Annotated in this window: 19 protein-coding genes and 1 pseudogene; 10 read left to right on the plus strand and 10 right to left on the minus strand. The window is 70.1% G+C overall.

Annotation, left to right across the window (positions count from 1 at the left end):
* Window positions 1-186: pseudogene (locus tag ACAH41_RS26330) on the minus strand (hypothetical protein); the annotation flags it as partial.
* On the minus strand, window positions 179-1,642 hold the full coding sequence (locus tag ACAH41_RS26335) for an ATP-binding protein (RefSeq protein WP_325649596.1): 1,464 nt from the start codon (window positions 1,640-1,642) through the stop codon (window positions 179-181). The gene ACAH41_RS26335 and the pseudogene ACAH41_RS26330, both read right to left, overlap by 8 nt.
* 130 nt (window positions 1,643-1,772) lie before the next feature.
* Here ACAH41_RS26335 and ACAH41_RS26340 point away from each other — a divergent pair, with 130 nt between their 5' ends.
* The 4 genes from ACAH41_RS26340 to ACAH41_RS26355 all read left to right on the plus strand — a co-directional run bounded on the left by ACAH41_RS26340 (window position 1,773) and on the right by ACAH41_RS26355 (window position 8,178).
* Window positions 1,773-3,095, plus strand: coding sequence for a tryptophan--tRNA ligase (locus ACAH41_RS26340; protein WP_325649594.1), 1,323 nt, complete (start codon window positions 1,773-1,775; stop codon window positions 3,093-3,095).
* The gene (locus ACAH41_RS26345) at window positions 3,092-4,156 is read left to right on the plus strand and encodes an MBL fold metallo-hydrolase (protein ID WP_325649592.1); all 1,065 of its coding nucleotides are present in this window, start codon (window positions 3,092-3,094) and stop codon (window positions 4,154-4,156) included. The genes ACAH41_RS26340 and ACAH41_RS26345 overlap by 4 nt, the downstream gene beginning before the upstream one ends.
* A gap of 111 nt (window positions 4,157-4,267) precedes the next feature.
* Window positions 4,268-5,770: a DUF805 domain-containing protein gene (locus tag ACAH41_RS26350; RefSeq protein WP_325649591.1), complete on the plus strand. Its 1,503-nt coding sequence runs from the start codon at window positions 4,268-4,270 to the stop codon at window positions 5,768-5,770.
* A 149-nt stretch (window positions 5,771-5,919) separates the two neighbouring features.
* On the plus strand, window positions 5,920-8,178 hold the full coding sequence (locus ACAH41_RS26355; protein WP_325649590.1) for a DUF3857 domain-containing protein: 2,259 nt from the start codon (window positions 5,920-5,922) through the stop codon (window positions 8,176-8,178).
* Window positions 8,179-8,232: 54 nt separating this feature from the next.
* On the opposite strand, the gene dbpA is transcribed toward ACAH41_RS26355, so the two are convergent.
* On the minus strand, window positions 8,233-9,705 hold the full coding sequence (gene dbpA / locus ACAH41_RS26360) for an ATP-dependent RNA helicase DbpA (protein WP_325649589.1): 1,473 nt from the start codon (window positions 9,703-9,705) through the stop codon (window positions 8,233-8,235).
* Window positions 9,706-9,984: 279 nt separating this feature from the next.
* On the opposite strand from dbpA, the gene ACAH41_RS26365 reads away from it, so the two are divergent.
* On the plus strand, window positions 9,985-10,674 hold the full coding sequence (locus ACAH41_RS26365; RefSeq protein WP_325649588.1) for a DUF1294 domain-containing protein: 690 nt from the start codon (window positions 9,985-9,987) through the stop codon (window positions 10,672-10,674).
* A gap of 121 nt (window positions 10,675-10,795) precedes the next feature.
* Here ACAH41_RS26365 and ACAH41_RS26370 read toward each other — a convergent pair whose 3' ends face one another.
* The 5 genes from ACAH41_RS26370 to ACAH41_RS26390 all read right to left on the minus strand — a co-directional run bounded on the left by ACAH41_RS26370 (window position 10,796) and on the right by ACAH41_RS26390 (window position 16,491).
* Complete coding sequence (locus tag ACAH41_RS26370; protein ID WP_325649659.1) at window positions 10,796-11,800, minus strand: dienelactone hydrolase family protein; 1,005 nt, start codon at window positions 11,798-11,800, stop codon at window positions 10,796-10,798.
* 184 nt (window positions 11,801-11,984) lie between these two features.
* Window positions 11,985-13,091: an AraC family transcriptional regulator gene (locus ACAH41_RS26375; protein WP_325649587.1), complete on the minus strand. Its 1,107-nt coding sequence runs from the start codon at window positions 13,089-13,091 to the stop codon at window positions 11,985-11,987.
* A gap of 31 nt (window positions 13,092-13,122) precedes the next feature.
* Window positions 13,123-13,584: a thioredoxin family protein gene (locus ACAH41_RS26380; protein ID WP_325649585.1), complete on the minus strand. Its 462-nt coding sequence runs from the start codon at window positions 13,582-13,584 to the stop codon at window positions 13,123-13,125.
* 94 nt (window positions 13,585-13,678) lie between these two features.
* Window positions 13,679-15,163, minus strand: a complete 1,485-nt coding sequence (locus ACAH41_RS26385; RefSeq protein ID WP_325649583.1) for a patatin-like phospholipase family protein — start codon at window positions 15,161-15,163, stop codon at window positions 13,679-13,681.
* A gap of 11 nt (window positions 15,164-15,174) precedes the next feature.
* Window positions 15,175-16,491 carry a leucine-rich repeat-containing protein kinase family protein gene (locus ACAH41_RS26390; protein ID WP_325649581.1) on the minus strand — a complete coding sequence of 439 codons (1,317 nt, stop codon included), beginning with the start codon at window positions 16,489-16,491 and terminating at the stop codon, window positions 15,175-15,177.
* A 199-nt stretch (window positions 16,492-16,690) separates the two neighbouring features.
* On the opposite strand from ACAH41_RS26390, the gene ACAH41_RS26395 reads away from it, so the two are divergent.
* From ACAH41_RS26395 to ACAH41_RS26405, 3 genes are read left to right on the plus strand one after another with little or no spacing between them, the layout of a single operon-like run.
* Window positions 16,691-18,595: a TonB-dependent receptor domain-containing protein gene (locus ACAH41_RS26395; protein WP_325649580.1), complete on the plus strand. Its 1,905-nt coding sequence runs from the start codon at window positions 16,691-16,693 to the stop codon at window positions 18,593-18,595.
* Window positions 18,595-19,116: a YfiR family protein gene (locus tag ACAH41_RS26400; protein WP_325649579.1), complete on the plus strand. Its 522-nt coding sequence runs from the start codon at window positions 18,595-18,597 to the stop codon at window positions 19,114-19,116. The genes ACAH41_RS26395 and ACAH41_RS26400 overlap by 1 nt, the downstream gene beginning before the upstream one ends.
* Window positions 19,113-20,477 carry a diguanylate cyclase domain-containing protein gene (locus ACAH41_RS26405; protein WP_325649578.1) on the plus strand — a complete coding sequence of 455 codons (1,365 nt, stop codon included), beginning with the start codon at window positions 19,113-19,115 and terminating at the stop codon, window positions 20,475-20,477. Before ACAH41_RS26400 ends, ACAH41_RS26405 begins: the two co-directional genes overlap by 4 nt.
* Before the next feature lie 15 nt (window positions 20,478-20,492).
* Here ACAH41_RS26405 and glpK read toward each other — a convergent pair whose 3' ends face one another.
* Both glpK and ACAH41_RS26415 read right to left on the minus strand, forming a co-directional pair.
* On the minus strand, window positions 20,493-22,004 hold the full coding sequence (glpK, locus tag ACAH41_RS26410) for a glycerol kinase GlpK (RefSeq protein WP_325649576.1): 1,512 nt from the start codon (window positions 22,002-22,004) through the stop codon (window positions 20,493-20,495).
* 12 nt (window positions 22,005-22,016) lie between these two features.
* On the minus strand, window positions 22,017-22,784 hold the full coding sequence (locus tag ACAH41_RS26415; RefSeq protein ID WP_325649574.1) for a DeoR/GlpR family DNA-binding transcription regulator: 768 nt from the start codon (window positions 22,782-22,784) through the stop codon (window positions 22,017-22,019).
* A 166-nt stretch (window positions 22,785-22,950) separates the two neighbouring features.
* Between ACAH41_RS26415 and glpD the strand changes: the two genes are divergently transcribed.
* Both glpD and ACAH41_RS26425 read left to right on the plus strand, forming a co-directional pair.
* A complete protein-coding gene (gene glpD, locus ACAH41_RS26420; RefSeq protein WP_370538679.1) occupies window positions 22,951-24,579 on the plus strand; it encodes a glycerol-3-phosphate dehydrogenase in 1,629 nt (542 codons plus the stop codon).
* Window positions 24,570-25,646, plus strand: a complete 1,077-nt coding sequence (locus tag ACAH41_RS26425) for an ABC transporter ATP-binding protein (protein ID WP_325649570.1) — start codon at window positions 24,570-24,572, stop codon at window positions 25,644-25,646. Before glpD ends, ACAH41_RS26425 begins: the two co-directional genes overlap by 10 nt.

Genomic DNA, 25,646 nt, shown 5'->3' on the forward strand with positions numbered 1-25,646 from the left:
GGGCACGCTGGCCGGCGCCGACGGCGGCTCCGGCGGCGCGCTGGCGGCCGGGGCCGGGGCGGGCGGCGCGGGCTGCAGCAGCTCGCAGCCGCCCAGCGCGAGGGCGCAGGCCAGCACGCCCAGTGGCAACAACAACCGGGCGTGGTGCAACAAAGGTCCCTTCAACAGGCAAAAACGTTCAGGCATGGGTGGCTTGGACAGACGCGGGGGTCACCACGGCAAGTGGCGAGCCCAGCGGCAGGAGGATTCGGAAACAGGCCCCGTCGGCGTCGGCAGCCAGCACGACCTGGCCGCCGTGCGCGGCGACCTGCTCGCGCACGATGGACAGGCCGATGCCGCTGCCGCGCGGCTGGTTCTCGGGCTGCACGGTGCCGCGGAAAAACGGGTCGAAGATGCGCTCGCGCTCTTCGTCGGGCACGCCCGGGCCCTGGTCGCTGACCTGCAGCACCACCTGGCCGTTCAGCGTGCCAACCCACCAGCGGATCTGCCCGCCCTGCGGACTGAAGCGGATCGCGTTGGACAGCAGGTTGCCCAGCGCCATGCCCAGGCGCTCAGGGTCCACCGGCAGCACCAGGCGCTCGTCGCCCTCGACCACCAGCTTCAGCCCGCGCGCCTGCCACTGCAGCCGCTGGGCCTCGACGACCTGCTGCAGCAGCGCACGCAGCACCGTGGGCCGGCGCTGCAGCCGGCTGGCATCGAAGGCTGCGGCGTTGTAGCGCAGCAAGTCCTCGATCTGCTGCTGCAGCACCGCGGTGTTGTGCTGCAGGATGCCGACGATCTCGGCCTGGTCGGTGCTCAAGGCACCGCCCACACCATCCTGCAGCAGCGACACGCCTTCGCGCAGCGCCGCCAGCGGCGTCTTCAGCTCGTGCGAGATGTGGCGCAGGAAGCGGTCCTTGTCCTCGTCCAGCTCGGTCAGCCGCAGGCGCAGCCAGTCCAGCTGCTTGCCCAGGCTGGCCAGGTCGGCCGGGCCACGAATGGCCACCGGCTGGTCCAGCCGGCCTTCGCCAAGCGCGACGATGGCCGTGCCCAGGCGGCGCAGCGGCCGCGTGAGCCACACGCCAAAGGCCAGCGCCGCCAGCGCCGCGACCACGATGGCCACCAGCACCTGCTGCACCAGCAGGCTGCGCTGGGCCTCCAGCGCGCCCTGCAGCGCCTGGTTGCGCTCGGCGATGCTCTGCTGCACCTGCAGCGTGAGCCGCCTCGTCAGGTTTTCCAGCACCCGGAATTCGGCGGTGACGGACTGGTCCTGCGCGCCGGCCGGCAGCCCGTGGTCGTCCAGCAGCTTGCCGACCTGGCCGACGCTGCCCACCCATTGCTGCGCCAGCAGCGCGGTGGGCTTGAACTTCAACAGCGGCGCCAGCAGCTCGCGGGCCTCGCGCGAGGCGTCTTCGAAGCGCTGGCGCAGGCCGCCGTCGCCCAGCACCAGGTACTGGCGCGCGGCGCGCTCCATGTCGGTGCTGCGCTCGACCAGGCCGCCGGTCGCCAGGTTCAGCTGGATGGCTTGCTGCCCCGCCTCGCGGCTCTTCGCCAGCAGCCCCTGCAATGCCTGCAGCCCGCTCAGCGACACGGCGCCCAGCATCACCGACATCATCACAAAGGCCAGCAGCAGCAGCTGCCGGAACGAGGCACGCAGGACCAAGGGGAAGACTCCGGCCAACAAAGGGTTCACCCGAGTGTAAGGTCCCTGGATTCGAGGGAAGGCGCAAGCCAGGGAAGCTTGCGACAATGCGTAAGCTCCTTCCTTCATTCCGATTCCCGCCTTGCTGCCCATGTCTTCCGCATCGACCCAGCGCGTCCTGACCGGCGTGACCACCACCGGCATCCTGCACCTGGGCAACTACGTCGGCGCGATCCGCCCGGCGATTGCCGCCAGCCGAGAAGAAGGCATCGAGAGCTTCTTCTTCCTGGCCGACTACCACGCGCTGATCAAGTGCGACGACCCGGCCCGCATCGAGCGCTCGCGCATGCAGATCGCCGCGACCTGGCTGGCCGCCGGGCTGGACCCGGCACGCGTGGTCTTCTACCGCCAGAGCGACATCCCCGAGATCCCCGAGCTGACCTGGCTCTTGACCTGCGTCACCAGCAAGGGCCAGATGAACCGCGCCCATGCCTACAAGGGCGCGGTGGACGCGAACGTGGCGGCGGGCGGGGACCCCGACGCCGGCATCACGATGGGGCTGTACAGCTACCCCATCCTGATGGCCGCCGACATCCTGATGTTCAACGCCCACCGCGTGCCGGTCGGCAAGGACCAGGTGCAGCACATCGAGATGGCGCGCGACGTGGCGCAGCGCTTCAATCACCTCTTTGGCAACGGCCGCGAGTTCTTTGTTCTGCCCGAGGCCAACGTCGAGCCCGAGATGGAGCTGCTGCCGGGGCTGGACGGCCGCAAGATGAGCAAGAGCTACGACAACAGCGTGCCCTTGTTCGAAGGCGGCGAAAAGGCGCTGCGCGAGGCGATTGCCCGCGTGGTCACCGACAGCAAGCTGCCAGGCGAACCCAAGGAGCCGGAAGGCAGCACGCTGATCGCGCTGTTCGACCCCTTTGCCACCGCCGAGGAACGCGCCGCCTTCCGCGCCGAGCTGCGTGCCGGCCTGGGCTGGGGTGATGCCAAGCAGCGGCTGTTCGAGCAGGTCAACCGGCACATCGGCCCGATGCGCGCGCGCTACGACACGCTGATGGCCCACCCGGAGCAGCTCGAAGAGATCCTGCAGCAGGGCGCCCAGCGCGCCCGCGCCATTGCCGCGCCCTTCCTCGCCACGCTGCGCGAAGCCGTCGGCCTGCGCCGCTTCCAGCCGCTGGCTGCCGCCGCGGCGGCGCCGGTCGCCAAGGCCAAGGCCGCGCTGCCGGTCTTCAAGCAATACCGCGAGGCCGACGGCCAGTTCTACTTCAAGCTCAGCGCGGCCGACGGCCGGGTGCTGCTGCAAAGCCAGGCCTTTGCCGGCGGGCGCGATACGGGTGAATGGGTCAAGCGCCTGAAGACCGAAGGCGCCACAGCGCTGGCCGGCGCGCCGGTGGCCAAGGGCGAAGGCGTGGCCGACAGCGAGTTGGCCGACGCGCTGGCCGCCCTGGTCGCGGCAGAAGCAGCGTGAGCGGCGGCCCGGACAAGACCCCGCCCGCGCACCACGTGCCGGGCGGCGGCTACCGCAACCTGGCCGTCGAATTCCGCCCACGCTCGCTGGGCGAGGTCCTGCGCTGGCGCTGGCAGGCCACGCTGGACGGCAAGCCCTTCCCGCCGCAAGCGCCCACGCCGCAGGTCGCCCCGGATCTGGCCCATCTGCTGGCCAACCGCGGTGCTGCGCAGCAACCCGGGGTGACCTGGCTGGGCCACGCCACCGCGCTGGTGCAGCTGGGCGGCATCAGCCTGCTGACCGATCCTGTGTTTTCCGAGCGCTGCTCGCCGCTGCCGTTCGCCGGCCCGAAGCGCCACCAGCCGCCAGGCATTGCGCTGGCGGACCTGCCGCACATCGAGCTGGTGCTGGTCTCGCACAACCATTACGACCACCTGGACGCCGCCTCGGTGCAGGCGCTGGCGCGCCAGCCCGGCGGCCCGCCGCAGTTCATCGTGCCGCTGGGGCTGAAGGCCTGGTTCGCGAAGCTCGGCATCGTCAACTGCATCGAGCTGGACTGGTGGCAGGCGCACACGCTCCCGGCCGCCAAGGGCGACGTGACAGTCGAGCTGGTGCCGGCGCAGCACTGGTCGGCCCGCGGCCTGGGTGACCGAATGGCCACGCTGTGGGGCGGCTTTGCCGTCTTCGCGCCGGACTGCCATTTGTTCTATGCCGGCGACACCGCCTACAGCCGCGAGTTCGCCCACATGCGCGAGCGCTACGCGCCACGCCAAAGCCCGGAACACGGCGGCGGTTTCGACCTGGCGCTGCTGCCGATTGGCGCCTACGAGCCACGCTGGTTCATGGGCACGCAGCACATCAACGTCGAAGAGGCCCTGCGCATCCATCGCGACCTGGGCGCCAAGCGTTCGCTGGGCCTGCATTGGGGCACCTTTGCACTGGCCGACGAAGCGGTGGACGAACCACCGCGCGAGCTGGCCCGGCAACGCCCGGCCAGCGGCCTGAGCGAAGCCGAGTTTTTTGTCACCGCCATTGGCGAAACGCGCCGGCTGCCGGCGCGCGAACACCCGCACGGCGGTTGATGGGAAGAGAAATGCCCGTGTGGCAAGTGCCGGCCTGGGGAGGCCGCAGCACACGGGTTTGAGCAACAACGCATCAAGGAACGCCTGAGGGGGCGTGGAGGGGGAGTCGAGATGCAGGACATGGTCAGGCTGGTGTATGCCGGCGAGATCCTGGAGGGCCACGCAGCGGCCACGGTGCAGCAGGCGCTGGCCGAATGGCTGAAGCTGGACGACACGCGCCGTGCGGCGCTGGGCTCGGGCCGGCGGCTGGTCATCAAGAAGGCACTGGCGGCCGACCAGGCGCACAAGTGGGTGGCGCAGTTCAAGGCCCGCGGCGCGCGCCTGCTGGTCGAGCCGCTGCCGCCGGAAGTGCCACAGGCAGTGCCGGCGCCAACGTCGGCAACCGCGGTGCCGCGGCCCACCATCGCGCCGCCGCCGGTGGCCACCGCGCCGGCGCCGTTCACGCTGGAACTCGCGCCGCTGGCACCGCCCGCCAGCCCTGCGCCGCCACCCTGGGCCGCGCCGCGGGCCGATGCGAGCGCACCGCTGCCGCTGTCCTTGCTCGGCCCGGACCCTGCCGCGATGCCGCAGATGATCAAGACCATCGCCCCGCCGTCCGACGAAATGATGGACTGCCCGGCCTGCGGCGAACGCCAGAGCAAGCGCATCCTGTGCAAGGCCTGCGCCTGCGACATGCCGCGTGGCATCGCCGCCAAGGAAGAGGCCGCCGCCGCGGCCCGCGCCGAACGCGAAGCCGAAGCGCAGGCCAGGCGCGAGACCCGCGGCGGCCCGCGCAAGGCCCCCATGACCGCCACCGAACGGCGCCGCGCAGCGATCGCATCCCGCCAGCGCGGCGAGGAACCCACGACGTATTTCGGCAGCGACGACGCGCCGCTGTTCGGCCTCAGCTTCGAAGGCCGCATGCCGCGCATGCGCTACTTCTTCTCGGGCCTGCTGTTCTACGTCGGCATTGCCGCGCTGGGCATCCTGCTGGCGCTGCTGCCAGGCATGATCTTCAAGGGGCTGCTGGCCATCGTCGGCATCGCGGTGCTCGTCGTCTGGACGCTGCGCGTCACCGTGCTGCGCTTGCATGACATTGGGCAGAACGGCTGGTGGGTGCTGGTGCTGCTGGTCCCGGTGGTCAACTGGATCGCCACCGTCGCGCTGCTGTTCTACCCCGGCGAAGCCTATGAAAACGAGCACGGCCCCAAGCCGGTCGACGACAGCGGCCGAGGGGTGGTGATCGCGCTGGGCGTGCTGATCCTGATGTTCCTGCTGCTGCTCAGCCTGGCCTTGCCCGCGTACAAGCACTACGTGGACAAGGTGCACGAAGAAATGGACGACGATCGTCCCGACGCGCAGGAACGCGGCGACGACACCATGCCCAGCGCCGCCGAACTGCAGGGCGTGCTGCACAGCGCAGGCGCGGCGCATCGCTTCCGCGAGGAATACGCCCACGCCAAGGGCCACCGCGCCTTCAGCGTCTCCAACGACGGCGCCTCAGGCTGGTACGCCGGCGCTTCCAGCATCGACACCGCGGTGCGCGAAGCCCTGGCGAGCTGCGACCACGACCGCCGGCCGTACACCAGCGAGTGCTACGTCGTGCACGTGGACACGGATTGGGCGATGCGGTGAACAAACCTTGGTCTTGCGGGCGAAACGCCGATCACGCCACTCGTCTTCGGCGCTTCGTTGGGGCGCTTGTCACCGGGCTGCTGGTCGCGTGTGGCCCGCTCGCCGGCCATGCGGCCGAATGGAGTCGAGCCGCACAACCCGCCTGGGTGGTGCCGCACGCCGTCAATGCCAGCCTCCACAGCAAGCCCCGCGACTCGCAGGGCGGCGTGTTCTACCTGCTGGTCGACGACCAGACTCGCGTGGGCGCCGACGGCCGGACCGACTACCGCCACCTGGCCTCCAAGGCCACCAGCGAGCGAGGCCTGGAAGACATCGCCCGCGTGAGCGTGACCTTCGACCCCAGCTTCCAGACCTTGGCGCTGCACACGCTCAAGGTCCACCGGGATGGCCGGGTGCAGGACCGGCTTCCCAAGGCGCAAGTGCAGTTGCTGCAGCGCGAAACCGAACTGGAAGCGCGGGTGTACGACGGCAGCAAGACAGCCAACATCGTGCTGGACGACGTCCGCGTCGGCGATGTCGTGGAATACGCCTACAGCCTGCGTGGCAACAACCCGGTGTTCCAACAGCGCACCTTCGGCTGGCTGGACATGCAATGGGGCTCGGCCGTGGCTCAGGTCGAGCAGCGGCTGTTGATGCCCAAGCAACGTGGCCTGCAATGGCGCACCACAGGCGAGACACCGAAGCAGCAGGTGAGCGAGCAGGGCGACGCGGTGGACTACCGCTGGTCCATCGTGAACCAGCCGGCGTTGCATCGCGACTCGCAAACGCCCGGTTGGTACGACCCCCTCGCTTCGGTGGCCTGGAGCGAGTTCGCCGACTGGGCCGCCGTGGCGCGCTGGGCCGAGCTCCTCTATGCCGTGCCCACCACCCTGAGCCCCGAACTGCAAGCGGAAGTCGATCACATCGGCGCCGAAGCCACCTCACCCGACCAGCGCCTGCTGGCCGCGCTGCGCCTGGTGCAGTCGCAGATCCGCTACCTGGGCATCGAGATCGGCCCAGGCTCTCACGCCCCGCGGCCGCCAGCGCTGGTGCTGCAGCGGCGCTATGGCGACTGCAAGGACAAGACCCTGCTCACCATTACCTTGCTGCGCGCGCTGGGCATCCCGGCCGACGCGGCACTGGTCAACACGCGGCTGCGGCAGGCCGCCGCCGACCGCCTGGCGTCGCCCGGCGTGTTCAACCATGTGATCGTGCGCGCGACACTGGGCCAGCAGGCCATCTGGATCGATCCGACGCAGACGCCGCAGGCCGGCGACATCGGCCAGATCGCGCAGGCCGATTTCGGCGCTGCCCTGGTGCTGGATGGAAAGAGCAGCCAGCTCACCACCATGCCAGCCCTGCAGGCAAGCCGCACCGAGCGGCAGATCACGCAGCACTTCGACCTTCACGCGGGCCTCTCGGCACCGGTGCCCCTGACCATCAGCAGCGAGTTCACCGGCAGTGCCGCGGACGACCTGCGCGACACGCTGCAGGACCGTGATCGCGCCGAACTGGAACGCGACTACCTCAACTACTACGCCCGCTCTTATGCCGGGATGCAGCGCAGTTCGCCCATGACGGTCGAGGACGACCTCGCACACAACCGCATCAGGACCGTCGAGCACTACCTGCTGCCGCGGTTCGGCGCGCCAGGAGAGGACCTGGTGGGCTGGCTGCGATCACCCGACCTGAAGCACCTGCTAGCGGATCCTAAGGAAACCGTGCGCACGATGCCCTTGCGGGTCGACTTTCCCCAACGCCTGTCGCTGACGGTCACCGCCCAGTTGCCGCCAGGCTTCCGCATCCAGGAGGGAAGGGACAAGGTGGCCACAGCGAGCTTCGAACTCGCCAAGGACTGGCAGTTCAAGGACAACTTGCTGCAGATCCACTACCAGTACGCCAGCCTGCGCGACCACGTGCCTGTCGATCAGCTTGCACAGCACCTGACCAGCCTGGACGCCGCACGCGACATGGTTGGGTTCCGGCTGCATCAGCCTTCACAAGCAGCGGGAAAACCAAACGCCCGCACATTCGACCTCGCAGTTCTGAGCGCGGCAATCGTCATCCTCGTCACGACCTACTGGACGGCTGGCGGTCTCAGGGCATTCGCACTCATGGTCCGCATGCAAGACCAGCCAGACCGCAAGCTGCCGACCAATGGCCTCATCCGGCGGGTTTACCTGTCGCTGCTCCAGTTCATCGTCTGCAGCGCCCTGGCCTTGTTCATCATGTTCAAGCTCGAGTTGCTGCCTTGGCAGTGGGTGTTAGGCACGGCGCTGGCCTGCCTGCTGTTCTCGCGTCTGTTCTGGCGCACCTTCCTGCGGCGATGGCAGCCCCATGCCGCAAACCTCGCCGAAGACCGCGCAGAGTTCGAGGCGCAGGCTCGAAGACACCGGCTCTGGCAGCCCATGCCAAGTCTCGCCACCTGATGCGCCTCCCGCTGCCGGGGCGCAACGCCATCTACAGCGATGGCGGATGTTCCCTCAGCGAATCACCTCATCCAGCCGCCTGAGCTTGGCCTTTCGGCCTTTGAGCGTGCCTTGGGAGAGTTTGGCGACGACCTGGTCGGCGATGCTGGCTTCGACGGCCACGTAGGTGTGGAAGTCGGTGACCTTGATCTTGCCGATCTGGCTGCCGGCGAAGCCGGCGTCGCCGGTGAGGGCGCCCAGCACGTCGCCGGGGCGGATCTTTTCCTTCTTGCCGCCGAGGATCTGCAGCGTGGCCATGGCCGGGCGCAGCGGGCCGCCGGGGGCGTCCTTCAGCGTGCTCAGCTTTTCCCAGTCGAAGGGCTTGCCCTGGGCCAGTTCGATGCGGCCGATGCGGCCCATCTCGTCCATGCTGACCAGGCTCAGCGCCAGCCCGTCGTGTCCGGCGCGGCCGGTGCGGCCGATGCGGTGCACGTGTTGCTCGATGTCCTGCGTCACATCCACATTGATCACCGCTTCCAGCTGCTCGATGTCCAGCCCGCGGGCGGCCACGTCGGTCGCCACCAGCACCGAGACGCTGCGCTGCGAGAAGCGGATCAGCACCTGGTCGCGCTCGCGCTGGTCCAGGTCGCCATGCAGCGCCAGCGCGACGAAACCTTCGGCGGCCAGCACGTCGACCAGGTCGCGGCACTGCTGCTTGGTGTTGCAGAACGCGATGGTGCTGGCCGGACGGTAGTGGCGCAGCAGCTGGCCGACGACGTGCAGCCGGTCGCTGTCGGAGATCTCGAACGCCAGCTGGTGGATGCGGCCGGCCTGGGCGGCACCGGCAACGCCTGCAGCGTCGGCAGTGCCGGTGCGGGCCGTCGGTGCGCTGACGGTGAGCTGGCGCGGCTTGCGCAGGAAGCGTGCGGCCAGCTTGGCAATGCCTTCGGGGTAGGTGGCAGAGAACAGCAAGGTTTGCCGCTGCGCCGGGCACTGGCTGGCGACGGTGACCATGTCGTCGATGAAACCCATGTCCAGCATGCGGTCGGCTTCGTCGAAGACCAGCGTCTGCAGGCCGCCGAGCTGCAGCGCGCCCACGTCCAGCAGGTCCATCAACCGGCCCGGCGTGCCGACGACGACATGCGCGCCATGCGCCAGGCTTTCGCGCTGCGGGCGCATCGGCGTGCCGCCGCACAGGCTGAGGATCTTCACATTGCCGGCGGCGCGCGCCAGCCGGCGCAGCTCTTCGGCGACCTGGTCGGCCAGCTCGCGCGTGGGGCACAGCACCAGCGCCTGGACCTGCCAGAGGCTGCTGTCCAGCGCGGCCAGCAGGGCCAGCCCGAAGGCCGCTGTCTTGCCGCTGCCGGTGGGCGCCTGCACGATCAGGTCCTCGCCGGCCAGCGCCGCGGGCAGGCTGGCAGCCTGCACCGGCGTCATCTGCGTGAAGCCCAGCGCGGCCACGCCGGCCTTCAGCGCCGCAGGCAGCGCGAGTTGATCGAAGGCGGCCACGGAGGCCGGGGAGACGGGGGCGGGAGAAGCGGCAGACATGGCGCATTGTCCGCCGCAGCCGCCTGGGTGGCTGCGGCGCGCTCGGTTTCACCTGTTTGAACGGTTCCGCATGCTCCAGGTCGACTTTGTGGGGGCGGCATCCTCAAGCTTGAGGAGGTACGGCTTGCCTGGCAGCAACAATCGGCCCGAAGGCACCTTGCGGGCCAGCTCGCCGCTGGCAGGATGGCAAAGGGCGAGTCAGTTCGCGGTCCCGATGGCCCGCGACCCACTGCTGCGCCCAGGCAGGTTTGTGCGGTTGTTGTTTGTCCGGAAGGTGCCGTGTCGCAGTTGGGTCACATCGAGCACTGGGAAACCGAGGGCGGCTACGGCTTCGTCCTGGCCGAGCAGACGCGCTATTTCTTTCACATCACCGACTTCGAGCCGGCCACGCCCGGCGCGGTGCCGGCCATCGGCCAGGCAGTGCATTTCGAGCTGGCACACGACAGCGGCCCCGGACGGCGAGCCGTGCTGGTGCGGCCGGCGGACGGTGCCACCTGGCGCTCGCCCTCCCACCGTCCGCGCTGGGGCGACGCGCCGCTCACCCCTGCCGACGAAGTCAGCCGCGCCTGGTCCAACGCGCCGCCCGCCGGCCGCCGCGTCAAGCCGCATGCAGGGCGTGCCGCGCCGGCCAGCATGCTGCTGCTGGCGTTCACCGTGGGCTGGCTGCTGCTGCTGGTCCGCGGCATTTCGCAGGGGCGGCTGCCCAGCGCCACCTGGCCGGCGCTGGCCGCGTTGAACCTGCTGACCTTCCTCGTCTACGCCTGGGACAAGCAGGCCGCACGCAAGGGCCGCTGGCGCATTCCTGAAAAGCTGCTGCACACGCTGGCCTTGCTGGGCGGCTGGCCTTCTGGCTGGGCGGCCCGCCGGCTGCTGCACCACAAGACGCTGAAGCCCGGTTTCCGCGAAGCCTACTGGGGCACGGTGCTGCTGCATTGCGGCACGGTCGCCGTGTTGGTCTTGCACGGCTGAGGAAAGTGCGGGCCGTGCCACGGTGAAGCCCATCACCATCGCCACTCAATCAGAATGTCCCGCCTGTGCTGCCCTTCCTGGCGCGCACATGGCGCCGCGCAGCTGAACCACGCCGCCCCTGTCACTTCAACAGCCACTGCTGGAACCAGCCGACGATCTGCTGGTCCACCGCGCGCATCTGGCCGCGGTCGAAGCCCGGTGGGTCGTTCAGCAGCGAGCCTTCCAGGCCTGTCAGCCCCGGTGGCAATGGCGACAGCAGCGCGCCATGGCCCGCGCCAGGCGAATTGGCCAGCTGCACGCAGGCACCGGCGCAGGCCTGCAACACGCGGTCGCTGTGGAAGCGCGGGTGCAGCCAGCGGTCCTCGGGAGCGGTGACCAGCGCCAGCGGCACCACTGGGTGCGCCAGCGTGGCCATGTCGAAATCGGCCGCGGCCGGCACACCGGCGACGATGGCGGCAATGCGCGGGTCGGTGTGGCCGTACCAGGCGGTGTCGCTGCCGAAGCGCCGGCGAAGTTCGGCCTGGGCCACCCAGCGCTTGAGGCCGTCCAGCCAATCGCCGTGCAGAGTGGTGATCAGGCCGACGCAGGACTGGAAGTCCTCGTCCAGGTGGGCGGCGCACTGGCGCTGGAACTCGGCTGGTGACCAGCGGCCGCCGGCCAGCGTGAGCGCGGTGTGGCCGCCGGCGGACATGCCGTAGACGCCCACCCGGTCCACCTGCAGCAGCGGGCCGAAGCGCGCATCGGCGGCCACCGCGTCGATCGCGCGGGACACTTCTTCGGGCCGCCGCTTCCAGCTCTCGGGCCCGGCGTCGCTGGCATCCCTGAAGTGGTCGCCGCGGTGCTGGGGCAGGGCCACCACGAAGCCGACCTGCACCAGCGCGCGCGCCAGGTCCGAATGCACCACCGGCGAGCCGCCGGAGCCGTGCGAGATCACCACCAGCCGGCCATTGCCCGGCTGCGGCGGCGCATCCGGCGCCAGCGCCAGCGTGAGCGCACCCAGCCGCACCGGCCGCTCCGGCGCAGCGCTCGGGTAGTAGAGCGTGACCGGCCCGTCTTCTCCCCGCGGCGGCAGCTCGGCCATGCCGACGGCTGCGTGGGCCCCGCAGGCGGCCAACCAACCCAGCATCAAGGTGCCGGCGGCTTTGCGCCAGCCAGCCTTCTTCTTCGCAACATGCGCGTGCATCGTGAGCCTTCTTCGGCAGCCCCCTGGCCACCGGTGCCGGCACGATGCGGCGTTTGGCGGCGCGCGTCTCGCCGTCAGTTGGAATGCCCATCCGGCGGGAGCTTTCGGCTGGCCGGAAGCTGCGGTTTCAGGTTTCGGCCAGGCGTTGGCGGCGGAATTCGCTGGGCGTGAGGCCCATCGCGGCCTTGAAGGCCCGGTTGAACGGGCCGATGGACTGGAAGCCCGCGGCCATCGCGATGTGCAGCACCGACTGTTCGCGGCAGGCCGGGTCGGCCAGCGCCTGGCTGGCCGCCTGCAGCCGCCAGCTGTTGACGAAGGCGGTGAAGTGCCGGTGGCCGAGCTGGCCGTGGATGGCGCGGCGCAGCCGGTATTCGGGCACCGCCAGGCGCGCGGCCAGCGCCGCGATGGTCAGGCCTTCGTCGAGGTGCAGCGCTTCGTCGCGCATCAGTTGCTGCAGCCGATCCGCGAGGTGCTGGTCTGCAGCGTCCACCTCGGGGATGGCTGCGGCCGCGAGCGCGGCAGGCACCTGCTCCGGCGCAGCCGCCGGGGCCGGATCCGCCGGCAACACCACCGCCACCAGGTCCGCGCCGCCACGCAGCATCAGGCCGATCAGCAGCGCCAGCCCTGCAAGGTCGACCGCCGCCGCCGTGGCCGAGAACCTGCCACCTTCGCCAGCAAAGCGCAGCGCCAGTTGGGCGGCGGTGTACAGCACGCCGCCAGCCACCACCAGCAGGCGCAGGCGCCGGCGCGGCTCGACCAGGTCGCCCCGCCAGTGCGCCAGCGTGGCCTTCAGCGCAGCCAGTGCAAAACCCAGCGGCATCAGGCGCAGGACAACATGGGCCAACTGCTCTGCGGTGCTGGCGCCGGGCCGCGCCAGCCAGCTGCAGTTCAGCGCCGCGAGCAGCACCACGGCCGCCCAGGCCAGCAGGTGCCGCGGCCCGAGCCGCGCGTCATCGTCGAACAGCGCTTGCGCAAAGGCCCAGAACAGCACGCTGTTGGCCGTGGCCACCGCGATGCATGGCAGTTGCCACAGCAGCGACACCCTGACCTCGAAGCTGGGCGCGGAGCTGACGAGCTGCACCACCAGCCCGGCCGCCAGCCAGCCACCAGTGGTGGCCAGCGCACTGCCGCGGCGGGCCCGCCACAGGCGGCCCGCCAGCACGGCCAGCAGCGCGATCAGGCCGCCGCGCCAGGCGGCGTCCAGCAAGGCGGCGAGCAGGTCGGCGTCGGACATCAAAGGAAGCGCAGCCCGGCCCGAGAGTCGCTCACGGGTGTTTGGCGTGGGCCGAGAAGAAGTCGTAGATGCCGGTTTCGCTCATGTGGCGCGCATCGGCCAGTTCGCCGCCGCGGGTGGCGTAGATCAGCTGGTTGTCCGGCGACAGCACCACCGCGGCCGGAATGCCCTTCTTGATCGGGTTGCCGTAGCTGGCTGCCAGGTCCAGGTTGCGGTTGAAGTTGCCCACGTCCACCTTCACCACCTTGAAGGACTTGGCCATCAGCTCGGCGTTCTTGCCACTCTTGAGCGCCGCGTCCAGCGCCCGGCAGTCTTCGCACCAGTTGGCGCCGAAGATCACCAGCACCGGCAGCCTGGATGGGCCAGCCTGGGCCAGCGCGTCGCGCAACTCGGCCTTGGCGTCGGCGGTTTCGTTGTAGGGCAGCGTCGCGGCCCAGGTGGCCGTGGCGGTGGCCGCTGCAGCAGCGAGAACGAGCAAGGTGCGCCGGATCATGGATCGATCTCCTGTGGGATGAGCGTTGGTGGCCAGGCAACTTTTGGCGGCCCGGCAGCCGATGCGGCACTTTACCGAAGGCGCGCCGCCGCGTTCACGGGCGGGGCACTGCCGGTGCTGCGGGCACAGCAGCCGCGAGGTCCAGCTGCAGCCGCTTCAACTCCGGTGACTGCCGGAACAGCGTGTGACCCGCGTCCAACACCTGGTCCACCGCGGCGGGTGGCAGGCTCAGCGCGGTGGGCAGGGCGCGCAGGCTCAGCGAGTTGGACAGGCCGGCCAGTGGTGAGCTGCCGACGGATTCGCCGCTGCTGGCTTCCAAGGCTTCGAGGCTGACTTCGATCAGGTAGGTCTTCAGCGGCGGGGGCGCATTCGGGTCGGCGTTCGGGCCGGCGGCTTCCTGCGGCCAGCGGGCGACGGCTTCGCGCAGCAGTTCGAGCGAGTCGTTCGAATGCCGGCCCAGCGGGATGTCGGCCACGGCCTGGGTGACGCGCAGCACCGAGGGCACCGCGTCGGACCGGTCGGCCTCCAGGCCGGCATGGCCTTCGGCATTGACGACGATGCAGACCAGCCAGCGCACGCCATGGATGCCGGACTGCTCCATCACGGCGCGCAAGCCGCCTGCGGCCATCGTGGCTTCCAGCTCGGCGCGGATCGCCAGGTTGTCGGCCAGGCCGCCGTCCAGCAGGTGGATGTAAGGCCTGGCCTTGCCGTCCTGATAGCTGGCGGCCTGCTGGTAGTACTGGGCGCGGCGGCGTTCGCCGAACAGGCCGTAGAGGTCCAGCGCGGGCGGCTGCGGGCAGTGGCCGGCGTAGTTGCGCAGCGTGATCGGCGACAGCGCGATCGGCACCGCCGACGACGCTGCCACGGCGGTGGCCAGCTTCACGCTGCCCAGGTCCGAGCACATCAGGTCGAACTGCTCCTGCTTGAACTCGAAGCGTGCGCCCAGCGACATGTCGGTCGCGTTCAGCGTGACCCAGGGGCGCTGGCGCCGGGCCAGCACGTCGGCATAGGTGGCGCCGTGGAACACCTCGCGGTCCAGGAACTCGGCGAACAGATCGCCACGGCCGTAGGTGGGCGAGAACAGCCAGCCCCATTGGGCAGGGGCCAGCAGCTCGCTGACAAAGTCGCCCTGCAGGTCGCGCCGCAGCACCTGCTGCTCGAAGGCCGGGAACATCGCGTCGCCATGCTGGGCCAGGTAGGCGGCGGGCCAGCTGCCTCCGGAGACTGCGCTGATGACGTCCAGTTCGTCGAACAGGCTGTGCGGGCCGCGGCCGTCGCCGAGGTCGATGGGCACCTGGCGCATCGCGTCCAGCACCGCATAGGCCAGTGCCGCGGCGCGCGCGCCGCCACCGGAGAAGGACGCGACGACGAGCAGCTCGTTGCTGTTGCGCGCGTTCGCAGGCAGGTTGCTGAGCCGGTAGCCGCCTTCGGCAGTCTCGGCCGCAGCCCTGGCCTGCAGCGGCTGGTTGTAGACCGGCCGGGTGGCCGAACAGCCCGCCAGCCCCGCCATGCCGGCGGCCAGCGCCAGCGCAAGACAGCGGCGGCGAACGAACCGGGCGGTGGCGGACAAAGCGGGCATCAGTGCCAAGCCTAGCCTGCCGCGCGGTCGCCCGCCATCACCCGAATGGCCTGCTGCATCGCCGGCCGTTCGCGAGGTGACCGCGCCAGGCAGGCATCGCGCAGCGCGGGCAGCGGCGAGCTGGCGGGCAGCGCCGAAGTGAGCGCCAGCAGTTCGTCCAGCAAGACGCCGAAGGCGCGCACTTCGAGCGACTGCAGCGCGGCGGCCAGCGCCGGCTCGGCGGCCGGCAGGCGGGTTGCGGCGCCGAAGTCGCCCAGTCGCACGCTGCTGCCCTGGCCTGGCAGCCAGTGCAGGTTGTGGGCGTACAGGTCGCCATGCAGCAGGCCACGCGCATGCAGCTGGCCGACCGCCTGCGCCACGCCCAGCGCCAGCGCGTGGGTGTTGGCCGCGGTCAGCTTCAGGCCGGGCGGGTAGACGTCCCGCGTGCAGCTGGCCAGGCTGGGTGGGCCGGCCAGCACCTGGTGGCCGGTGGCCAGCAGCGGCATCAGCAGGCCATGCGTGCCCTGCGGATGGCCTTGCAGACGGGCCAGCACGCCAACCAGGTTTGGATGGTCGCCGGCGGCCAGCGTGGCGGCCATCTCGTCTTCGGGCAGCCCATCGCTGGTGACCTCGCCCTTGAACAGCTTCAGCGCCACGTCGACCGGCTGGCGCCCGGCCGGTGACCAGCGGGCGCGATGGATCAAGCCCGAAGCGCCTTCGCCCAGCAGCTCGCCGACCGCAAGCTCGGCCCATTCGGCCACCGGCAGCGGTGCCGGCGCGGCCTGTTGCCAACCCAGGTCGTGGCCGGCCAGCGCCAGCCAGCTCAGGCGCGGCAGCTCGGTCAGCCACGCGGGCAGTGCCTGCAGCGGGTTGGCGGCCAGGCGCAGCAGTTCCAGCGTGTTGTTGCCGGCCAGGCTGTCGGGCAGGTGCGTCAAGCGGTTGCCTGCCAGCATCAGCTTTTGCAGCGGGCGCCGGCCGAGTTCGTCGGGCAATTCGGCCAGGGCGTTGTCGGTCAGTGTGAGCCAGCGCAGCCGCGGCGGCAGCGCTTCGGCGGGCAGCTCGGCAATGCGGTTGGCCTTGAAGCCGACCTGCAGCAGGCCCTCGCAGCGGCCCACGGCTTCGGGCATACGCGTGAAGCAGTTGCCGGAGGCGAACAACACCTGCAGCCGGTGCAGGCGGTGCAGGTCGGGCGGCAGGTCGCTGAGCTGGTTGTCGCTGAGGTCCAGCACCTCCAGCGTGCCGGCCAGCTCAAACAGCTCGCGCGGAAACTCGGTCAGCCCGCCGCGCAGGTTGACCCGGCGCTGGCCGGCCAGTGCGCCGCTGCGCAGGGAGTCGAGGGTGTGGTGCATGGGGCGGGCAAACGGAGGAAGACCGGCGAAGGAAAGCGGCCGAAAGCGTGAATTCGGCAACAAGCCGAAGGATTGTCCCAGTGCAGGCCGGCCCACCGCGGCACTCGGCTCAAGAACGGCTGCCGCGGGACGAAATGAAAGTGTCCCCCGCTCGGTCGCCCGATCCCGGGGTTGGCCCTTGCCTGCCTGCGTGCCTTCCATGTTGTTTCGAAATTCCTGTCGGTGCGCCTGGGGCGCAGCTCTGCTGAACCTGGCGCTGCTGGGCCCTGCCCGCGCCGACGACCTGACCGAGCTGCCGCTGGAGCAGCTGATGAACACCGAGGTGCTGAGCGCCGCGCGCTTCGCCCGCCAGGTGACCGATGCGGCTTCCGCCGTCTCGCTGCTGACGGCACAGGACATCCAGGCCCTGGGCTTGCGCACGCTGGGCGAGGTGCTGGACCAGATGCGTGGCCTGCAGGTGAGCGCCGACACCAGCTATCTCTACCTGGGCGCCCGCGGCTTCGGCGGCCCCGGCGCCTACGCCGGCCGGGTGCTGATGCTGGTGGACGGCGTTCCGGCCAGCGACAACCTGTTCGACCAGGTCTTCCTCGGCCATGACGCGCTGATCGACGTGGCGATGATCGACCGCATCGAATACGCGCCGGGCGCCGGCTCGGCCATGTACGGCAACAACGCCTTCCTGGGCGTGATCAACATCGTGACCCGCCGTGGCCGCGACCTGAACGGGCTGGAAGCGGCCGTGTCGGGCGGCCGCAATGGCGACGGCAAGCTGCGCCTGAGCTGGGGCCAGCGGGCCGACAACGGCGCCGAATGGCTGGCCTCGCTGACGCTGCATGCCAACGATGGCACGCCCAGCTCCGACCTGGGCAAGATCCCTTACGAGGACAGCGACGCCGAGGCTTGGCAGCTGCTGCTCAAGGGCCAGTGGCAGGAGCTCAGCCTGCAGCTGCTGAGCTCGGCCCGCACCGTGCGCTCGCAATACCCGGGCGTGCCGGCCAGCACCAGCCGGCAGGACGGCGGCCACGTGGTCTCGCTGGGCCATGACCACAGCTTCGACGACGGCGCGCTGGCCGGCTGGCGCAGCTCCATGCGGGCGCAGCTGGGTGGCCAGCGCTACCTGTATGACGTGGACTTGCAGGGCTACCACGGCAGCATCCGTGCCGAAGGCGCCTGGTGGAGCCTGGACACCCAGGCCAGCTATGAGGGCTGGCAGCGCCAGCGGGTGGTGCTGGGCCTGCGCCTGCGCGAGGACCCGAAGCTGCACTACGACGAGGTCGACTCCGGCTACCCGGACGAGAACCTGGCCATGCACCGCCGCAGCCTGGGCGTCTCGGTCGAAGACGAGCTGCGCCTGACCGAGCAGCTCAGCGCCACGCTGGGCCTGCGCGCCGACCGCCGCACCAACGTCGCCTGGACCTGGAGCCCGCGCGCCGCGATGGTCTGGGCCCCGCTGCCGGACTGGCAGCTCAAGGGCTCGCTGGGCCGCGCCACGCGCTTTGCCTCGGCCGCCGAAGAATCCTTCGGCCAGTCGCCGCAGGACCATGGCGAACACGTGCTGCACCGCGAGCTGGCCACCGAATACCGGCACGACACGCTGCGCTGGCTGGCCACGGTGTACGACTACCGCATCAGCGAAATCATCTGGCCCGACCAGGACATCACGTCGTTGCGCGGCCGCGGCGCGGAGCTGGAGGCCGAGTGGCAATGGCATGGCCTGCGACTGCGCGCCAGCCAGGCCTTCCAGCGCAGCCACAACAACCTCGGCAACGAGCTGGCCTATTCACCGCAGCGCATTGGCAAGCTGCAGGCCTCCGTGCCGCTGGATGGCGAACGCTGGCGGCTGAGCGCCGCCGTGCGCCGCACCAGCAGCTACCGGTCCACCGGGGACGACTACTCGCCCAGGGAACGGGTGCTGGTGCCGTCCAGCACCCGCATTGACCTGACGCTGCAGGCGCTCAAGCTGATCGGCCCGCTGGACCTGACGATCGGCCTGCGCAATGCCGGCAACACGCCCGAGCACGGGCTGGACCTGTACATGGGCAACCCGGCCGATGCGGGCCGCAAGGTCCGCTACGGCTGGATCGAACTGCGGGGGCACTTCTGATGCGATGCTCGCTGCGCCATGGCCTGGCGGTGCTGCTGCTCGCCAGTGCCGCTGCACATGCCCAGGTCGACGAACGGGCGATGAAGGCCGCCTACCTCTACAACTTCATCCAGTTCGCCCAGTGGCCGGTGCCGCCGGACGAACCCTTCCGCCTGTGCGTGCTGGGCCGCACGCCGATGGACGAGCCGCTGGCCAGGCTGGAAGGCAAGCGCGTGCTCAACGACGTGCACATCAAGGTCGTGCACGTGAGCCTGCAGGACCCGCTGCTGCCTTGCCACGCCCTCTACCTCGACGACAGCCAGCGCAAGCTGGCACCGGACCTGCTAGCCAGGCTGGACAGCGCGCCCATCCTCACCATCACCGATGGCGACGGCCTGGCCGACCAGGGCCTGATGATCGAGATCCAGAAGCGCGACTTGAAGCTGGGCTTCGAGGTCAACCTGGCGATGGCCAGGAGAGTCCGCATCAGCTTCAACGCCCGCATGCTGAAGATGGCCAACTACGTCGCGGGTGCCAAGTGAAAAACCTGCGCCTGCGCCGCCGCCCCGTCGCGCCGCAGGACGCCGCGCATCCCCCCATCCGCCGGCTGATCGCCACCTTCGGCCTGTGGCTGACCGGCGCGCTGCTGGCCGGCTTCACGCTGGTGATGACGCTGCATGAGCTCAACAACCGCCACCACGAATTGAAGGACAGCCTGCGCACGGTGGCCGGCATCATCGCCACCAACAGCGAGGCCGCCGTGATGTTCGCCAGCGACCGCGAGGCCAACGACATCCTCGCCTCGCTGCGTGCCTCGCCCGACGTGCTGCAGGCCCGCCTCTTCACGCCCGACGGCATGACCCTGGGCGCCTACAACCGGGACACGCCCGAGCAGCGTCCCGACACCTGCCACACGCTGCAGCCCGAGGGCCAGGGCTGGCTCACGCGCTGGTGCGGCGTGGCCTTCTACCTGCCGGTGCAGCGCCACGGTGAGCGGGTCGGCACGCTGGCGCTGGAAGCCGAGCTGCGGCCGATGTACCTGGCACTCGCGCGCAGCGTGGGCTTCAGCATGCTGGTGGCGCTGCTGGCCTTCGGCCTGTCGGTGCTGCTGTGGCGCCGCGTGGCGGCGCGCATTGCCGACCCGCTGGCCGAGCTGGTGGACGCGGCGCTGCACGTCTGGCGCCATGAGGACTTCGAGCGCCGCGCCAGCGCGGCCGGTGCCGCCGAGGTGGTGGCCCTGTCCAGCGCCTTCAACCGCATGATGGAGCAGCTGCAGCAGCGCGACGTGCGCCTGCACCACGAGCTCGGCCAGCGCCGCCAGGCCGAGGCCAGGCTCAACGACCTGGCCTATTTCGACAACGTGACCGGGCTGCACAACCGCCACTACTTCATGGAACGCATCAGCCAGGCCCTGGCCCGCGCCGGGACGCAGGACAGCGGCAGCGCGCTGGTCTACATCGACCTCGACGGCTTCAAGCGCGTCAACGACACGCTTGGCCATGACCAGGGCGACGCGCTGCTGCGCATGGTCGGCGAGCGGCTGCAGCAGACGCTGCGCGGCAGCGACGTGATCTGCCGCCTGGGCGGCGACGAGTTCGCGGTGATCCTGGAGCAGACCGGCAGCCGCGCGCAGCTGGAAGCCGTCGCCGGGCTGCTGGTCGACGTGCTCTCGCAGCCCTATGCGCTGGCCGGTGGCGTGGACCATGTCTCGGCCAGCCTCGGCGTCTGCACCTTCCCCGATCACGCACGCGAGCGCGAGGTCTTGCTGCGCCGCGCCGACCTGGCCATGTACCAGGCCAAGCAGGCCGGCAAACGGCGCTATCACTTCTACAACGCCGACGATGCGCGCGGCGCCGCCGAGCACGAGCGCCACCGCAACGAGCCGCAGGTCACGAGCTGGTGACGTGCAAGCCGCCGCTCAGGTTGCCGTGGCCTGCCTGACCGCCCGCTCCCAGCGCATCATCAGCTCCTCCGCCCGTTCGCGCGGCAGCGTCGGGTGAAAGACGCGTTCGGCTTTCCACTGGCTGGACAGTTCGTCCAGCGTGCGCCAGACGCCGCTGGACAGGCCGGCGAGGTAGGCGGCACCCAGCGCGGTCGTTTCGATGACTTGCGGGCGCAGCACCGGGATGCCGAGCAGGTCGGCCTGGAACTGCATCAAGAGGTCGTTGACGCAGGCGCCGCCGTCCACGCGCAGCTCGGTGACCGGGTGGCCGCCAGCGGCCACGGCGTCGCGGCTCATGGCCTGCAGCAGCGCGGCGCTCTGGAAGGCGATGCTTTCCAGCGCGGCGCGGGCAATGTGGGCCACCGTGCTGCCGCGCGTGAGGCCGACGATCGCGCCACGCGCTTCGGCGTTCCAGTACGGCGCGCCCAGGCCGGTGAAGGCCGGCACGAACATCACGCCGCCGGCGTCCGGCACGCTTTCGGCCAGGCCCTGCACCTCGGAACTGGCCGAGATAGCCTGCAGGCCGTCGCGCAGCCACTGCACCACGGCGCCGCCGATGAAGACGCTGCCTTCGAGCGCAAATTCCGGGCGCCAGGCGGCCGAGCGGTCCACATGCGGCTGCGCAGCCGCGGTGGTGATCAGTCCGTTGCCGCTGACCTGGAAGCGCTCTCCCGTGTGCATCAGCATGAAGCAACCGGTGCCGTAGGTGTTCTTGGCCATGCCGGCCTTGAAACAGGCCTGGCCAAAGAGGGCACTTTGCTGGTCACCGGCCATGCCGCCGACGGGCAGCGAGGCGCCGAGCAACGCGGCATCCGTCTCGCCGAACAGGTGGCTGCTGGGGTGGACTTCGGGCAGCAGGCTGGCGGGGATCTTCAGCAGCTCCAGCAGGCTTTCGTCCCAGCGGTTCTCGCGCACGTTAAACAGCATGGTGCGCGCGGCGTTGCTGACGTCGGTCGCATGCACGCGGCCACCGGTGAGCTGCCACAGCAGCCAGCTGTCGACCGTGCCGAAAGCCAGCTCGCCGCGCTCGGCGGCGGCACGTGCGCCGGCCACGTTGTCGAGAATCCAGCGGATCTTGGTGCCGGAGAAATACGCGTCGATGATCAGCCCGGTCGCTGCCTGCACCGCCTGCGCGTGGCCTTGCTCGCGCAACTCGGCGCACAGCGGCTCGGCGCGGCGGTCCTGCCAGACGATGGCGTTGTAGACCGGCTGGCCGGTGCGGCGGTTCCAGACCAGCGTGGTCTCGCGCTGGTTGGTGATGCCGATGGCCTTCATGTCGGCCGCCTGCAGCCGCGCCTTGGCCAGCGCCTCGCGCGCGGTGGCGAGCTGGCTTTGCCAGATCTCCAGCGGGTCGTGCTCGACCCAGCCGGGCTGCGGGAAGTGCTGCGTGAACTCGCGCTGCGCCTGCGCGACGACACGGCCGCTGTCGTCGAAGACGATGCTGCGGGAACTTGAGGTACCTTGATCGAGCGCGAGGATGTAGGTCATTCTTTTCGTGTCTCAGGGCTGCGCGACTTCGCATTGCACGCCGGCCTCGGCCAACAGCGCGGGGAACGGCGCGGGCGGCTCGGCGTCGGTGAACAGGCGGTCGAGCTGGGCGAAGCGCGCCAGCTCGACCATCGCCGGACGGTTGAACTTGCTGTGGTCGGCCGCCATCCAGACCTCGCGCGACTGCGCCATGATGACCCGCGAGACCTTGACCTCGCGGTAGTCGAAATCGCGCAGCGAGCCATCGGGCTCGATGCCCGAGATGCCGATCAGGCCGATGTCGACGCGGAACTGGCGGATGAAATCCAGCGTGGCCTCGCCGACGATGCCGCGGTCCCGGTGGCGCACCAGGCCACCGGCGACGATGACCTCGCAGTCCGGGTTGCCGGCCAGGATGCTGGCCACGTTCAGGTTGTTGGTGATGACGCGCAGGCCCTGGTGCTCGAGCAGCGCACGGGCCACCGCTTCGGTCGTCGTGCCAAGGTTGATCAGCAGCGAACAGCCGTTGGGCACCTGGGCGGCGATGGCGCGGGCGATGCGCTGCTTGCCGTCCGCGTGCAGGGCCTCGCGCTGTCGGTAGGCGATGTTCTCGGTGGTGGAGCCGGGCAGGCGCACGCCGCCGTGGAAACGCGCCAACAGACCGGCCTCGGCCAGCAGCTTCACGTCCCGCCGCACGGTCTGCAGCGTCACGCCGAAACGCTCGGCCAGCGCCTCGACCGACACGCTGCCGCGCGCCTTCACCTCGGACAGCAGCTCGGATTGGCGGGGGTTGGGCGTCATGCGGGGATTGTGGGCGGCGGCGTGGAGCCTGAGGCAGGCGTTCGGGGCGCAGCGTAATCGAACCAAAACGAAAACAAACCGATGAAACCTCTCTTGCAAACGAACATCCAATTCAGGTAAAACGAAAAAGGACGAACAAAACGAACCGAGGAGACACCGCTTGCCCATTGCCTCGCCCGCATCGCCAGGCCACAGCGCCAGCACGTCGCAGAACTGCGACGTGCTGGTCGTTGGCGGCGGCATCAATGGCTGCGGCATTGCACGCGACCTGGCCGGCCGCGGCTGGAAGGTGCTGCTGGCCGAGCAGGATGACCTGGCCGCGCACACCTCCTCGGCCTCGACCAAGCTGATCCACGGCGGGCTGCGCTACCTCGAATACCGCGAGTTCGCGCTGGTGAGGAAGGCGCTGCAGGAGCGCGAGGTGCTGCTGAAAAGCGCGCCGCACATCATGTGGCCGCTGCGCTTCGTGATGCCGCACGACCCCAAGGCCAACTTCCTGCGCCCGGTGTGGATGATCCGCCTGGGCCTGTTCCTCTACGACCACCTGGCCAAGCGCGAGGTGCTGCCCGGCTCGCGCGGCGTGGACCTGCGCCAGCACCCGGCCGGCGCACCGCTGCAGCCCGGCTTCACGCGCGGCTTCATCTACTCCGACGGCTGGGTGGACGATGCGCGCCTGGTGGTGCTCAACGCACTGGACGCGCAGGCCCGCGGCGCCGAGGTCCTCACCCGCACCCGCGTCATCGCAGCCCAGCGCAGCGCCAATGGCTGGCTTGCCACGCTGCGCGGGCCGGACGGCAGCGGGGGTTTTCAAGAGCGCCAAGTGCAGGCCCGAGCACTGGTCAACGCCGCCGGCCCCTGGGCCGAGCGCTTCCTGCGCGACACCGCCACGCCTGCGGCCGGCGAAGCGCTGGCCACCAAGCACCTGCGGCTGGTCAAGGGCAGCCACATCGTCGTGCCACGCTGCTTCGAGCACGACCATGCCTACATCTTCCAGAACCCCGACAAGCGCATCATCTTCGCCATCCCCTACGAGCGAGATTTCACGCTGATCGGCACCACCGACCAGGAACTGCATGGCGACCCGCGCGGCGCCAAGATCGCCCCTGACGAGATCGCCTACCTGTGCGAGCAGGCCAGCCGCTACTTCACGCGGCCGGTGCGGCCCGAAGAGGTCGTGTGGACCTACTCCGGCGTGCGGCCGCTGCTGGACGATGCGGCCGGCGATCCATCCGCCGTCACACGCGACTACCTGCTGGAAACGCAGACCGGCGCGGCGCCGCTGCTTTCTGTCTGGGGCGGCAAGATCACGACCTTTCGCAAGCTCGCGGAAGAAGCCGCGGACCAGGTCGGCGAGATGCTGGGCGAGCGCCGCAAGCCTTGGACCGAGGGCGCTTTCCTGCCCGGTGGCGACCTGCGCGAATGGATCGGCCCGCCGCAGCGGCCGGACACCGATTTCGAGCGCCTGGTGCAGACCATTGGCCAGCGCCACCCGTGGCTGCCACGCGAGCTGACGCGCCGGCTGGCGCGCGCCTACGGCAGCCGCATCGGCCTGGTGCTGGGCGGCGCCGAGTCGCTTGCGGGCCTGGGCGAAGAGGTCGCTCCCGGCCTTCACGAAGCCGAGCTGCGCTACCTGGCCGAACACGAATGGGCCCGCAGCGCCGACGACGTGTTGTGGCGCCGCAGCAAGCTGGGCCTGCACCTGACCGATGACGCACGCCAACGCGTGCTGGACTGGATGACGAAGTACATGAACGAACAACCCCAACCCAGCGCCGCGGGGGCCACATGCAGCTGACGCTGGACAAGATCAGCCAGCGCGTCGGCCCGCAGACCTGGCTTTACGAGATGAGCATCGCGCCCAAGCCCGGCGCGGTCACCGTGCTGCTGGGCGCGACGCAAGCCGGCAAGACCACGCTGATGCGCTTGATGGCCGGGCTGGACAAGCCCACCGCCGGCCGCGTGCGGGTGGACGGTGCGGACGTGACCGGCCAACCGGTGCGCGAGCGCGACGTGGCCATGGTCTACCAGCAGTTCATCAACTACCCGTCGATGACGGTGTACGACAACATCGCCTCGCCGCTGAAGCTGAGCGGCAAGCCCAAGGCCGAGATCGACCGGCGGGTGCGCGAGCTGGCCGCCAAGCTGCACATCGAGGTCTTCCTGGACCGCCTGCCCGCTGCGCTTTCCGGCGGCCAGCAGCAGCGTGTGGCACTGGCCCGCGCGCTGGCCAAGAACGCCCCGCTGATGCTGCTGGACGAACCGCTGGTGAACCTGGACTACAAGCTGCGCGAAGAGCTGCGCGAAGAGCTGACGCAGCTGTTCGCCGCGGGCGATTCCACTGTCGTCTACGCCACCACCGAGCCGGCCGAAGCGCTGCTGCTGGGTGGCTACACCGCGGTGATGGATGCCGGCGAGCTGCTGCAGTACGGCCCCACCGCCGAAGTCTTCCACCGCCCGGCTTCGCTGCGCGTGGCAAAGGCGTTTTCCGACCCGCCGATGAACCTGCTGGCCGCGGTGCCGGCCGAAGGTGGCGTGCGCGTGGGCGGCAAGGAGGTGTGGCCGCTGAGCTTGCCGCAAGGCGCTTCGAGCAGCTTCACGCTGGGCCTGCGTGCCAGTGCGGTGCGGGTGGCGGCCCGCCCTGGCGACCTGGCGCTGCCAGGCCGTGTCGAACTCGCCGAGCTGTCCGGCTCGGACACCTTCGTGCACGTGCACACCGCCGTTGGCGAGCTGGTGGCGCAACTCACCGGCGTGCACGACTTCGAGCTGGGTGCCACGATCACGCTGCACCTGGCGCCCACTCAGCTGTACTGGTTCGACGCGAACGGCGCACTGCTGCAGGCCCCTGCGGCCCGGGGGACCTGA

The organism is Ideonella sp. (assembly GCF_041287625.1).
In the GTDB taxonomy this organism is placed as follows: domain Bacteria; phylum Pseudomonadota; class Gammaproteobacteria; order Burkholderiales; family Burkholderiaceae_C; genus Ideonella.